10 protein-coding genes and 1 riboswitch are annotated in these 14,448 nt (G+C 26.3%); of the genes, 5 read left to right on the plus strand and 5 right to left on the minus strand.

Going from position 1 to position 14,448, the window contains the following annotated elements:
- Positions 1–549: 549 nt before the first annotated feature.
- From yidC to EHV01_RS00735, 5 genes are all read right to left on the minus strand, one after another.
- Positions 550–1,827 carry a membrane protein insertase YidC gene (gene yidC, locus EHV01_RS00715; protein ID WP_422065758.1) on the minus strand — a complete coding sequence of 426 codons (1,278 nt, stop codon included), beginning with the start codon at positions 1,825–1,827 and terminating at the stop codon, positions 550–552.
- A gap of 15 nt (positions 1,828–1,842) precedes the next feature.
- Positions 1,843–2,172, minus strand: a complete 330-nt coding sequence (rnpA, locus tag EHV01_RS00720; RefSeq protein ID WP_422065759.1) for a ribonuclease P protein component — start codon at positions 2,170–2,172, stop codon at positions 1,843–1,845.
- Positions 2,173–2,204: 32 nt separating this feature from the next.
- Positions 2,205–2,339, minus strand: coding sequence for a 50S ribosomal protein L34 (gene rpmH, locus EHV01_RS00725; protein ID WP_004028019.1), 135 nt, complete (start codon positions 2,337–2,339; stop codon positions 2,205–2,207).
- Positions 2,340–2,493: 154 nt separating this feature from the next.
- Positions 2,494–3,939, minus strand: coding sequence for an IMP dehydrogenase (guaB, locus tag EHV01_RS00730; protein WP_422065760.1), 1,446 nt, complete (start codon positions 3,937–3,939; stop codon positions 2,494–2,496).
- Between the two features lie 86 nt (positions 3,940–4,025).
- Positions 4,026–4,123: riboswitch (purine riboswitch) on the minus strand.
- Between the two features lie 106 nt (positions 4,124–4,229).
- The gene (locus EHV01_RS00735) at positions 4,230–5,054 is read right to left on the minus strand and encodes a spiroplasma phage ORF1-like family protein (RefSeq protein WP_422065761.1); all 825 of its coding nucleotides are present in this window, start codon (positions 5,052–5,054) and stop codon (positions 4,230–4,232) included.
- A gap of 615 nt (positions 5,055–5,669) precedes the next feature.
- Between EHV01_RS00735 and dnaA the strand changes: the two genes are divergently transcribed.
- From dnaA to serS, 5 genes are all read left to right on the plus strand, one after another.
- Positions 5,670–7,022 (plus strand): chromosomal replication initiator protein DnaA, encoded by a 1,353-nt coding sequence (dnaA, locus tag EHV01_RS00740; RefSeq protein WP_422065762.1) that lies wholly within the window; start codon positions 5,670–5,672, stop codon positions 7,020–7,022.
- Positions 7,023–7,198: 176 nt separating this feature from the next.
- On the plus strand, positions 7,199–8,317 hold the full coding sequence (dnaN, locus tag EHV01_RS00745; protein WP_422065763.1) for a DNA polymerase III subunit beta: 1,119 nt from the start codon (positions 7,199–7,201) through the stop codon (positions 8,315–8,317).
- 169 nt (positions 8,318–8,486) lie between these two features.
- A complete protein-coding gene (gene gyrB / locus EHV01_RS00750) occupies positions 8,487–10,406 on the plus strand; it encodes a DNA topoisomerase (ATP-hydrolyzing) subunit B (RefSeq protein WP_422065764.1) in 1,920 nt (639 codons plus the stop codon).
- Between the two features lie 15 nt (positions 10,407–10,421).
- A complete protein-coding gene (gyrA, locus tag EHV01_RS00755) occupies positions 10,422–12,884 on the plus strand; it encodes a DNA gyrase subunit A (protein WP_422065766.1) in 2,463 nt (820 codons plus the stop codon).
- A gap of 2 nt (positions 12,885–12,886) precedes the next feature.
- Complete coding sequence (gene serS / locus EHV01_RS00760; RefSeq protein WP_422065765.1) at positions 12,887–14,158, plus strand: serine--tRNA ligase; 1,272 nt, start codon at positions 12,887–12,889, stop codon at positions 14,156–14,158.
- Positions 14,159–14,448: the final 290 nt, after the last annotated feature.

Here is a 14,448-nt window from a genome sequence, read left to right on the forward strand (position 1 = left end):
TWWTTTTCACAAGTTCATAAAACTTTATTTGATAAAAATTTTTCAGTAATAAATGATATTGCTTTATAACAATCATTAACATCACATATTTTTTGTTGTTTAATTATCATTACCTCCTTTTAGGAGTTGTTTTATTTCAAATAAAAAACAACCCTTTAATAAGGGTTGTTTTTTCCTACTTCATCCTTTATTCTACAAATTTTAAAATAACTAGGTTATGCAAGAAGTCTAATAATGTTTCTAGAATAAAAACAAAATCAAAAATATTAATATTTATTTTAAAACCTCTAATATTTAATGTAATTAAAAATTGCTTATTAGAATATGAAAAAGACATCTTATAATCTTTCGTTAATAAGATATCTTTGATAATACTATCTAAATGTTCTTTACAAAAAGAAATAATATCATTAATTTCAAAAAAAGGCTACTTCTAGTCGCTGAAAAAATCATTTTGTTGATAATTCAGTTTTATAAAAGAAGTTTTTATTTGAATTATTTAAAAATTCTCTAATTTTTTTTGCGACTTAAATTTTTTTATGAAAATCATTAATCTTTATTTTTTTTCTTACTATGTAAAGAAAATTTAGATTTTTTAGGTTTTGATTTAACCGGATTATAAGAAATTTTATCGGCATTATTTGTTTTTACTTGTTTTGTTTTTGTAATTTCAACATTTTCAATATTATTAGTTGTTTTTAAATGTTGTTTTCTAACAAATAAATGTTTAATTCTTTGTCCAAATGATTCTTTGTTTTTATTTTTTTTACTTCGTTTCTTAACTTGTAAGAAATGAAATCCTAATGTTTGTAAAATTTGAATAAAGGCTGAGAAAATTCAATAAATAGCAACCCCAGATGCAATTGAAATTGTAACTACAAAAAAGACAACAATCATTACTCCTTGCATAATAAATTGCCGTTTACGTGCTTTTTTCTGTTCCTTTGTAATAACTCTTGTTTTACGAAGATTTAAAATAGTTGGTAAAATCATCGAAAAAATTTGAATAGGCAAATATACAAATAATAAAGCTAAATAAACATAATTCCCACTAGTAATCATATCTCATGGCTTTTCAATTAAAGAAATTTGCCCAATTGTCGCCATTTTTAATTCTCGTGTTGCTCTAACAACAGTATACATCGCAATTAAAAACGGAATTGATAAAAAAGACGAACCAATTGTGGATAATGGTGAAACTCCTTCTTTGCGATACAACTGCATCATTTCCATTTGTTGCTTTTGTTTTGCCGCCGGATCTTTTGAACCCTTATATTTGGCCTGAATTTCTGCTTGTTTAATTTGCATTAATTGCATTTTGTCTTGATTTCGTTGTGCTTTTCAACTAAACATTAAAGTAATTAAACGCACAATTAATGAAGTTAAGAATAATGCGCCAATAATTCCTGCACCATTATCTAATCCACCAAAACCATAAATTAAATTAACTAAAATTCAAGCAACAGGAAACACAAAACAACCATAAAATGGTGAAGATGTTTTAACAAAAGCATCAGATCATGTTCTAATTGCTAAATATGGATATTCATATAGTTGTCCATTTTCAAAATGAAAAAAGTGTTCTTTCCCAACATTAGCGTATCCTAAAATAATTTCAAAGAAAACTCCTGGTTTATATACTTTCTGACCAGAAACATCTAAAATTTGGGCAGTCCCATATTTTGGAACCATCATTTGCCCACAACCTCATAACATTGATATAATTAAAAAAAGATACAGGACTAATTTTGTTCATTTCCAGGCAATTGAATATCAAGGTTTTCGTGTTCTTTTCCCATCGGAGAAAATATAATCACGATAGTTCACTATTTGGCCTCCTTTTTACATTTTGATTTGATTTAATAAAATTTCTTTATTAATTAAATAACTATTGTTAAAATATGATTTTCGAACAATAATGATTTGATCATAACCTTCTGTTACTGAAAAATCAAAATTTAACATACTTCGAATTTGTCTTTTTACTTTATTTCTAACAACAGCATTTCCTAATTTTTTACCAACAGATATTCCAAAACGATGATAATTAAGATCATTTCTTTTAAAATAAATAAAATAAGGGTTAGTTTTAATAATAAAAGAACGATTATTTATTATTTTTTGAAATTCATAATTTTTTTTAACAATAAATTTTTTTTCACATTTCGACACAAATAGAAAAATAAAGTATTTTACCAGCATTTTTAAGCTGATAATACTTTTCTTCCTTTCGCTCTTCTTTTACTTAAAACTTTACGGCCTGAAGCTGATTCCATTCTTGCTCGAAAACCATGTGTTCTTTTATGTTTAATTTTACTTGGTTGTCACGTTCTTTTCATTACTAGCACCTCCTTATGATATAAATTATTAAGAGATCATATAAATAATATCTTAATTAATAAAAAATATCAATTAAAATAATATTTTTTTAAAAATAAAAATGGAGATTGATATGCTTTCTCATCTCCATTTATCTTTTTGCTTATAATAATATTATTTTGTGTAATTTGGTGGTTCTTTGGTAATTGCAATATCATGTGGATGTGATTCTTTTAAACCATTATTTGAAATTTCCACAAACTGAGCTGTTTTTTGCAACATTAGAATATTTTTTGCACCACAATAACCAAAACCGCTCCGTACACCACCAATAAATTGAAATAAAATATCACTTAATTTACCCTTTAATAAAACTCGTCCTTCAACTCCTTCTGGAACTAATTTACGATTTTTATCTTGAAAATAACGATCAGCACTACCTTTTTTCATAGCAGCTAATGAGCCCATTCCCATATATGTTTTATATTTTTTACCTTCAACAATCATTTCTTCACCAGGTGCTTCAAATGTTGATGCAAAAACTGAACCCATCATTACTGCATTAGCACCAGCTGCAAGTGCTTTAACAACATCCCCAGAATATTTAATTCCACCATCAGCAATGACTGGAATTTCTTTTCCTTTACAAACCTCATAAACATCATTAATGGCTGTCATTTGAGGAACTCCAACTCCAGCAACAACTCTTGTTGTACAAATACTTCCTGGTCCGACACCAACTTTAATTGCATTAGCACCAGCTGCAATTAAATCTAAAGTTCCTTGAGCAGTAACAACATTCCCAGCAATTAAATTAATCGTTGGAAAAGCTTTTTTAATTTTTTTAACCATATTAATAATACCTTGACTATGACCATGCGCTGAGTCAACAACAATTACATCAACCCCAACGGCAACAAGTTTTTCAACACGTAATAATGTATTTTCATCAATTCCAACGGCTGCACCTACTCGTAATCGTCCTTGTTCATCTTTACAAGCATTAGGATATTCGTCACGATTATTAATATCTTTAATGGTAATTAACCCAATTAACACATTTTTTTCATTAACGATTGGTAGTTTTTCAATACGATTATTTAACAAAATATCTTTTGCTTGTTCTAAATCAATATTTTCATGAGTTGTAATTAAGTTTTTTAGAGTCATAAATTTATCCACAGAAGCAGTTAAATCATGACATGCTCTAATATCCCGATTTGTAATTATTCCCAATAATCTGTTTTCTTCATCAACAATTGGTAAACCAGAAATACGATACTGAGCCATAATATTTTCAGCATCCTGAACTGTCATTGTTGGTTTTAATGTTATCGGATTAATAATAAAACCTGACTCGTTACGTTTAACTTTTTCAACTTCTGCTGCTTGTTTATCAATTGATAAATTTTTATGAATAATTCCAATTCCACCCTCGCGAGCAATTGCGATTGCCAATTTTGATTCAGTAACAGTATCCATTGCTGAAGATATAAAAGGAATATTTAATTCAATATTTTTTGTTATTTTAGTTCTTAAGTCAATCTGATATGGTAAAATATCTGATTTTTGTGGAACTAATAGTAGATCATCAAAGGTATAAGATTTTTTAATTTGCATGTTTGTTCCTCCAAAATATTTAATACAAAAAATTTAATAAAAGAAACATGACCATTAAAACCAATTAACAAACAGTCTTAACAAATTAAAAATAAATTAAGACCTATAGTATTTAATTTAAGGTTAACTGTAGAGACATTAGACCATATTTCTAGTATATATAGGATTATTGTAAGTATCAAGGAAAGGGGCGTTGCCCCTAAGTCGCTCCGCGACTTTTACCCCTTTAAGTAAGATGGCGCGTGGATAAACCACCACACCACCTTACTTTTTACTAACAACATTATATACTAAAAATAGCGTAAAAGTACATTAACCATCGCTAAAATTAATATAGAACTTAACATAATCTTAAATGCAATATCAAAAGCAAACAAATTACCAATATTATTAAATAATTCAGACACATTACTAAATACATGTACTATGCCATTAACAAAATTATAAACATCTTTCATACGTGGCATCTTATTTACTAATCAAATTGCCGCATTTTCAAAACAACCGCCAATATGAAATAAATCACATTGTTTATATGGTATTTCTCAAATATTACCATTATTAATTTCATTATTTCAATCAGCAGCATTATAAATGCTAAAATTAAAACCTAAAATTGCAATACTATTTTTTTCTGTTAATCTAGTGGTATTAAATCTAATTAAATTAAAACCTTGATATTTTGAATTATCTGTCATATCTAATAATTTTATTGATTGAGTATATTTATCGTTATTAGAAGGCAAAACATCAGTAATATAATCTCAATTTGAATAATAAGAAAAATATTCATTATTACTATTTATAGTATAAGCATTATATAATTGAATTTGTGGTCGCAAATAACCCTCATCTGTATTTGGAAATCTCAAAATATTAAATAACATTGATTTTGGATATAATAAAAAACCATTTTTTACAAAAAACACAAAACCTAAATTACCATTTTTAGATGAGAAAAAAATTTGTTCTTTAAAATTTGAAATATCAAATATAGTTCTCAAAACATTAGAATAAAAATAATCTAAAATTTGAAATAAACTATCTAACGAATAAAAATCTTGTTTAACATCATCAATATAATAATTACTTTCAGATTTTTTAAGAACATCCATATTAATTAGACTTCTTGCATAACCTATTAAAATAATTGTAAATATTTTTAAAAAWATAWTAATAWWAAATCTTTAATTTTGTCGAAAACTCTTGATGAAATAAAAAAAATCATCAATATGACAATTTGAAAACTAATTTTGTGTAAGATTATGATTTTGCTTTAAATTTTTTAAACGTTAAAATATAATACCGTTGATTGTTGGTTTGGTGTTAAACCTTTGTGTTGGTATTTTCATTTTCAGAGCTTTAAATAATTTTGAATATTAGTGAAACCCAAACCATGATAATGAATTAAGGCTTCTTTAAGACTGGATTGTAATTTACTAATCTTATTTAACTTTTGATAACTAGTATNTTTGTWNRTASTATTTKKAWTAATAAAKATTATTGTAAAACTTTATCACTTTCCACAATAAAAAACAATTTACACCATAAAATGTTAATAATGTGGAAAACAATAAAAATAATCAATAAAAACAATGCTTTTAAAGATAATATAAAAAATATTTAATGTGGAAAACTATTAATTTTTATTAATTTTGCTCATTTTTTAATACTTTTCCACATCTTTTATTTATAATTAATAACGATAAAAACTATTGGAGATGAAATTAATGAACACAAAAGAATTATGGATTGAAGTTAAAGAAATATTATCTCGTGATGAATCAGTTTCCCCAGAAATTTACAACTACTATATTAGTGACACAAACTTATATACTGTATCTGATAATAACTGCTTAATTACAACAAAATCAGAAATTGCAATTGGTGTTTTTGAAGCAGGATTAAATGAAAAAATTAAAAATATCTTAAAAAAACTGACTGGAATCCAATATAATATTTCTTTTGAATTAGAAAAAAATATTAATAAACAAGCATCTGTAATTAATAAAATTGATACATTAACAGAAAACAATAACATTGCTTATTATGAAAATTATACTTTTGAAAATTTTGTTCGTGGAGATTCTAATCATGAAGCAATGCAAGCAGCTTTAGCAGTTGCTCTAGATCTTGGAAAAAAATGAAATCCATTATTCATATATGGAGACTCTGGACTAGGAAAAACACATTTATTACACGCAATTGAAAATAAGGTAAATGAAATTTATAAAACAAATAACCGAGTAAAATATTTAAAAGCTGATGAGTTTGGAAAAATTGCTATGGATATTTTAAATCAAGGACATGAAATTATTGAAGCTTTTAAAACATCTTATGATATTTACGACTGTTTATTAATTGATGACATACAATTATTAGCAAAACGCAATAAAACAAATGAATTATTTTTTCATATTTTTAACTCATATATTGAAAAAAATAAACAAATTGTAATTACTTCTGATAAATATCCTGATGATCTAGGTGGTTTTGAATCTAGAATTATTTCTCGTTTTTCATATGGTTTAAGTATTGGTTTAGATTCACCAGATTTTGAAACAGCTCTTAAAATATTAGAACAAAAACTAAAACATCAAAATAACTTAGGATTATTTTCAGAAGAATCACTAGAATTTATTGCTTTAAATTTTAACAGTGATGTTAGAAAGTTAGAAGGAGCAATTAAGCGATTATTATTTTTAGCTGTTATGAACAAAAAACCAAATGAAATTATTACATTAGCTGATGTTGAAAAAGCATTTAAAAATGCTCCTCTGCAAAACAATGAAAAAATTACCCCTAAAAAAATTAAACAAATTGTTGCTGATAATTATAATATTACTATCAAAGCAATGATGAGTAAATCACGAGTTAGTAATGTAATGCAAGCACGACAATTAGCAATGTATTTTTGTCGAACATTATTAGATGAACCATTTACAAGAATTGGAACTGAGTTTGGTGGTAAAGACCACACAACTGTTATGAATAGTGTTAAAAAAGTTGAAGCACATATTAGCACAAACAAAGAATTTAAACATTTAGTAAATGCAATTCGTAGAAAAATTGAAGGAAAATAACACAATGTTTTCCACGCTTATTTTTTAATAAAAAATAATATTATTTAAAACTTTATCAAAGTTTTCCACATTTTCTACATTATAATACTAATAAATAAAAAACAATGTTTTAACAATAGTATATAGTATATAATTATTTATATATTACAGAATATACTAAAGTAAGGAGTAACAAAATGATTGTAAACATTAAAAGAGATAAAATATTAGATGAATTATTGAAAGTAAGTCGAATAATTTCTCAAAAGACTTTAATTCCTTCACTACTAGGAATTTTAATTGAAGTTAAAAAAGACAAAATTACTTTTACTACTTCTGATGGTGATACATCAATTAAATCAGAAATTATGGGCACTGATTTAAGTATTACTCGAATTGGAAGTGTCTTAATTAAAAATAAATTTATTGTTGAAGTTATTCGTAAAATTGAAGATGAATTTATTACCTTGGAAGTAGTTGAGGGTAATTTAATTAAAATCAAAGCAAGTACTTTTGATTCAGTTTTAAATACATTAAACTCAGCAGATTATCCACATTTATCATTTGAAACAGAGGGTAAAGAAATAAATTTTACAAGTATAGTATTAAAAGAAATTATTTCACAAACAAGTTTTGCAATTGGAGAAAAAGAAAAAAGAATAGTTTTTAATGGTTTAAATATTAAAACAGATCAAAATAATAAAGAATTAATAATTACTGCCACTGATTCATTTCGATTATCATGTAAAAAGATTGCTTATAGTAATAATTATAATTTTGATGTTATTATTCCTGGAAAATTTATTAATGAAATTGGCCGTTTAATTTCAGAAAATGACCAAGAAATTAAAATGAAAATTACTGATAAGTCAGTTAGTGTTATTATTAATAATACAATTGTTCAAACAAAAATTATTGAAGGAAAATATCCTGATACAAGTAAAGTTATTCCAACTTCCTTTAATACTTCATTAACAATCAATAATCGTGAACTAATTAAAATTATTGAGCGAGCTAGTGTTTTATCAAATGAGGCGATGACAACAATTGTTACATTAAAAATAAAAGAACAAAAAGTTTTAGTTACTTCATTTACGCAAGAAATTGGTAACACAGAAGAAGAAATTAAAGATTTTAAAGTTGAAGGAGCAGACCAAACAATTGCTTTTAATTCAAAGTATATTTTGGATGCTTTAAAAGCCTTTAAAACAAAAGAAATTACAATTAAAATGATTGATGAAACAAAACCATTAATTATTACTGCTAATGATGATCCAACATTACAACAATTAGTTTTACCAATTCGATCATATTAAAAACTCATTATTGAGTTTTTTTTATTTTATAACTTTTTTATAGGGTTAAATTAGACACTAAAAATATAAAAATATTTTTTAGAATATTTAAAAATATATTTGATAATTTAGCCCTAAAATTAGGTAATAATGGTAAAATAAAAGAAAGCAGAAATGGAGAGAATTATTTATGGGTGATAATTATAATTCAGAATCAATTCAAATTTTAGAAGGTTTAGAAGCAGTTCGAAAACGACCAGGGATGTATATTGGGGCGACAAATGCTAGAGGTTTACATCATTTAGTTTGAGAAATTGTTGATAACTCAATTGATGAAGTTTTAGCTAATTTTGCTAATAAAATTAAAATTATCATTAATAAAGATGAATCAATTACAGTTGTTGACAATGGCCGTGGAATTCCAATTGAAATTCACCCAAAAACAAAAGTTTCAACATTAGAAACTGTTTTTACTATTTTACATGCAGGAGGAAAATTTGATTCAAATACATATAAAATTTCTGGTGGCTTACATGGAGTAGGAGCTAGTGTTGTTAATGCTTTAAGTAAATATTTAAAAGTTGAAATTAGAAAAAATAATAAAAAATATGTAATGGAGTTTCATAATGGTGGTCAAATTTTAACACCAATTAAAGAAGTTGGTTCAACTTCAGAAACTGGAACAACAGTAACTTTTTTACCAGATGAAAAGATTTTTAAAGAAACAACAATTTTTAGTTTTTCAACAATTCAAAATCGAATTAAACAATTAGCTTTTTTAAATAAAGGATTAGAAATATCATTAGTTGATTTACGAGAAGATGATGAAGAAAAAATGGTTGTTTATCAATTTAATAATGGAATTAAAGATTATGTTTTAGAATTAAATAAAACAATTGGTACGCCACTAAACGATGTTTTTTATGTTGAAGGAATAGAAGATAATATTGTTGTTGAATTTGGGTTACAATATAATGACAATTATTCAGAAAATATTTTTTCTTTTTGTAATAACATTAATACCCATGAGGGTGGAACCCACGAAGAAGGTATTAAATTAGCCATTGTTCGTGAAATAAATAATTATTTTAAAAATATTAATAAAAATAATAAAGGTAACGAAGATAAATTTACTTGAGATGACATTAAAGAAGGAATGACAACAATAATTTCTATTCGTCATCCGGATCCGCAATATGAAGGTCAAACTAAAACAAAGTTAGGAAATAGTGAAGTTAAAAAAATTGTTTCTAATATTGTTGGAAAAGGATTAAGTAGTTATTTGTTAGAAAATCCAGAAGATGCAAAAAAAAATATTGAAAAAATAAGTTTATCATTAAAAGCAAGAATTGCTGCACAACGTGCAAAAGAAACAACACGTCGTAAGACCGTAATGGATAGTTTTTCATTACCAGGTAAATTAGCAGATTGTGAAACAAAAGATGCTAAAATAGCTGAACTTTATATTGTTGAAGGGGATTCTGCTGGTGGAAGTGCTAAATCTGGTCGAAATCGAAAATTTCAAGCAATTTTACCATTACGAGGAAAAATTTTAAATGTTGAAAAAGCAAAACAAATTAAAATATTTGAAAATAATGAAATTAATTCAATTATTACCGCATTAGGAGCAGGTATTAAAGATAATTTTAATGATAAAAAATTACGTTATCAAAAGGTAATTATTATGACTGATGCTGATGTTGATGGTGCACATATTCGAATTTTATTATTGACATTTTTTTATCGTTATATGAAAGATTTGATTGAAAATGGCAATATTTATATTGCTCAACCACCACTATACAAAATTCAAAATGGTAATCAGATTCAATATGCTTATAGTGATAATGAATTAGAACTTTATAAAGAAGAATTATTAAAACAAAATAAAAATTATACAATTCAACGTTATAAAGGATTAGGAGAAATGAATCCAGAACAATTATGAGAAACAACAATGGATCCAGAACGGCGTTTATTATTGAAAGTTTCTGTTAATAATGCATTTGAAGCAAATTTAATTTGTAATGAATTAATGGGTGAAAATGTTGAACCACGAAAAAAATTTATTCGTGAAAATGCAAAATATGTTAAAAATTTAGATGTCTAGAAGGGAGATATAATGATGAAATCAGAAAATGATGGATATGATTATGATGGTAAAATTCGTGATATTGATATTGCTGATGAAATGAAAAATGGCTTTTTAGATTATGCAATGTCAGTTATTGTTTCACGTGCAATTCCTGATGTTCGTGATGGATTAAAACCAGTTCATCGCCGTATTATTTATGCAATGTGAGATTTAAAAATGACTTACGATAAACAACATAAGAAATCAGCTCGAATTGTTGGTGAAGTAATTGGGAAATATCATCCGCATGGTGATACTGCTGTTTATGAAGCAATGGTTCGGATGGCACAAGATTTTTCTTATCGTTATCCTTTAATTGATGGGCATGGAAATTTTGGTTCAATGGATGGTGATGCTCCAGCGGCAATGCGATATACGGAAGCAAAAATGAGTAAAATTGCTGGTGAACTAATCAAAGATATTGAAAAAGAAACAACAATTTTTATTGACAATTATGATGGCAGTGAAGAAGAACCGACTTTTTTATCAGGATATTTTCCAAATTTATTAGTTAATGGTGCTAGTGGAATTGCTGTTGGAATGGCAACTAATATTCCACCTCATAATTTGAATGAAGTAATTGATGGTGTTATTGCGGTAACAAAAAATCCTGAAATAACAACTGTTGAATTAATGAAAATTATTAAAGGACCTGATTTTCCAACGGGAGCATTAATTACGGCTGGAAACGGCTTAATTAAAGCTTATGAAACAGGAAATGGAGCAATTACAATTCGTTCAAAAATTGATATTGAAGAAAATAATAATAAAAGACGAATTATTGTGTCAGAGATTCCATATCAAATTAATAAAGCAAAATTGTTGGAACGAATTGCAGAATTAATTCGCGACAAAATTATTAATGGAATTAGTGATCTTCGTGATGAATCAAACATGGAGGGGGTTCGTATTGTTTTAGAATTAAAACGTGATGTTCAAGAAAATGTTATTTTAAATAAGTTATATAAATTAACACCACTTCAAACTAATTTTTCGTTAAATATTTTAGCATTATACAAAAACCAACCAAGAGTAATGGGTTTAAAACAAATTTTAAAATATTTTATTGAACATCAAATTGATATTATTATTAAACGTAGTCAGTTTGAATTAAAGAAAAATCGTAATCGTTTAATCATTTTAGAAGGATTAAAAATTGCGCTTGATAATATTGATGAAGTAATTACAATTATTAAACAATCACAAACAACACAGATTGCATCAAATGCTTTAATTAATAAATTTAATTTGGTAGTTGAACAAGCACGAGCAATTTTAGAAATGCGCTTACAAAGATTAACTGGATTAGAAATTGAAAAAATTATTAATGAAATTAAAGATATTAAAGTAGCAATAACTGAATTAGAAGAGATTATTAATAATAGTGAAAAACAAATTGACATTATGATTAGGGAATTAACAGAAATCAAGAAAAAATATGGTGATGAGCGGCGTAGTCACATTATTAAGGAAGAGTTAACAGAAATTGATCCAGAAGAATTAATTCGCCGGGAAGACATTTTAATTATGTTAACACAAGATGGTTATGTTAAACGAGTAGCTGATGATACTTTTAAATTACAAAATCGTGGTGGAAAAGGGATTATTGGTTTAGCAAATATTGAAGATAGTTTAAAGAAAATTATTAGTGCTAATAGTATTGACTCATTATTAATTTTTTCAAATTTTGGAAAAGTGTATAAATTACGAGCTTATCAAATTGAAACATATTCACGACATGCACGGGGGTTACCAATTATTAATTTAATAGCAATTGATAAAACAGAAAGCATTCAAACAATTATTGCTATAGATGAGTCAATTTCAACAGAGGATAATTTATTTTTTGTGACAAAAAAAGGTCTTATTAAAAAAACAAAGATAAGTGAATTTAATCAAATTCGTCAAACAGGAAAAGTAGCAATTGAGTTAAAAGATAATGATGAATTAGTAAGCGTGATTATTACAAAAGGACATGATGATGTTATTATTGGAAATAATATTGGAAAAGTAATTCGATTTAATGAAGAAGAAATTAGGCCAATGACACGACAATCAGTAGGGGTTAAAGGAATTGCTAACGATGTTGTTGGAGAAACCATTGGGGTGAGTTCAGGACGGTCTGCGAAATATGTTTTATCAGTAACTGAAAATGGTTATGCGAAAAAAACAGCAATTGAAGATTATCGTTTGACAGGACGAAATACTAAGGGTGTTAAGTCAATGAACTTAACATATAAAACAGGATATTTAAAATTTGTTCAAACTGTAAATGGTGATGAAAATATTTTAGTAGGAACAAAAAAAGGAAATATTATTCGTGTTTCGCTAGAACAAATTCCATTATTTGGCCGAACAACATCGGGTGTTAAAATTATGCGATTAGAACAAGATGATAAATTAGAAGTTATTGAAATTTTAAAAAAGAAAATTAGCATTGAAGGAGAAAGATAAAAATGTTAGATCAGAAAAAAATTGTTGAAAATTTTAACGAAATAATGAAGAAATTAAACCGCCGGCATGATGATTTTTCATATTTACAAGATATTAAAAAATTATCAGTTCAACGTCGCAAATTAATTGTTAAATCAGAAAAATTAAAAGAAAAACGAAATCTTGAATCAAAAAAAGTTGGAATTTTAATAGCAGAAAAAAAAGACCAAGAAATACAAACAATTAAAGAATTAATTAGTACTATTAAACAAGAAATGGAAGTAATTGATGAACAACTAAATAAAGTTGAAGAAAAAATTAAAGCAATTTTAGAAGTTACGCCTAACGTTCCAGATGATTCAGTTCCTAGTGGGAAAAATGAAAACGATAATGTGGAAATTCGTAAATGAGGTAAAATTCCAAATCATAAGAAAGTAAAAGAACATTGAGAAGTAGCGACAGCATTAGACTTAATTGATTTTGATCGGGGAACTAAAATATCAGGTTCACGTTTTGTAGTATATAAAGGAATGGGAGCTAAATTAGAACGTGCTTTAATGAACTTTATGTTAGATGAACATGCAAAACGATATTATATTGAAATTGAACCACCAATTTTAGTACAACCACAAATTATGTATGGAACAGGAAACCTGCCAAAATTTAAAGAGGATTTATATTATATTGAAAAAGATAATTTATATTTAATTCCAACTGCAGAAGTACCAGTAACTAATTTATACCGTGAAGAAATTTTGGAGAAAGATCAGTTACCAATTTATCATACTGCTTATACACCATGTTTTCGTCAGGAAGCTGGTTCTGCTGGACGTGATACAAAAGGAATTATTCGTTTACACCAGTTTAAAAAGGTTGAAATGGTTAAGTTTACTACCGAAGAAGCTTCATTTGAAGAATTAGAAAAAATGGTATTAGATGCAGAAAATATTCTTCAATTATTAGAAATTCCATACCGTGTAATCTTGTTGTGTTCAGGTGATATGGGATTTTCTTCAACAAAAACATATGATGTAGAAGTATGAATGCATGGTCAGAATAAATATCGGGAAATTTCGTCTTGTTCAAATTGTCTTGATTTTCAAGCACGTCGGATGAAATTACGTTATCGTGATGATAATAATGAAATAAAATATGTTCATACTTTAAATGGATCAGGTTTAGCAATTGATCGTTTAATTGCTGCCATTTTAGAAAATTATCAAAATGAAAATGGAACTATTACAATTCCAAAAAAATTGCAGCCTTATTTTCAAGGTCATACTGTTATTGTTTAAAATGTTTCACGTGAAACATTTTAAACAGGCAAGGAAAAGAAAAACCAAAAAAACTGCAATGTTTCACGTDAAAWATTWWAWTTTTTAATAAAAAKCTTTAATTTTGTCGAAAACTCTTGATATTTATAAAATATACCTAAAATTAGGTATATTTTTAATATATGGAGGTAAATAATTAATGAAAAAAATAATTACAGAATTAATAAATAGCTTAACAGATGATCAATTTTTAGAATTTTATGAAAAAATAAAACAACAAGCAGACTTAATTAAAAAACAAAAACGTTTAA

Origin of the sequence: Spiroplasma sp. hy2 (genome assembly GCF_044714365.1) — a bacterium.
Classification (GTDB): Bacteria; Bacillota_I; Bacilli_A; order Mycoplasmatales; family Mycoplasmataceae; genus Spiroplasma; species Spiroplasma phoeniceum.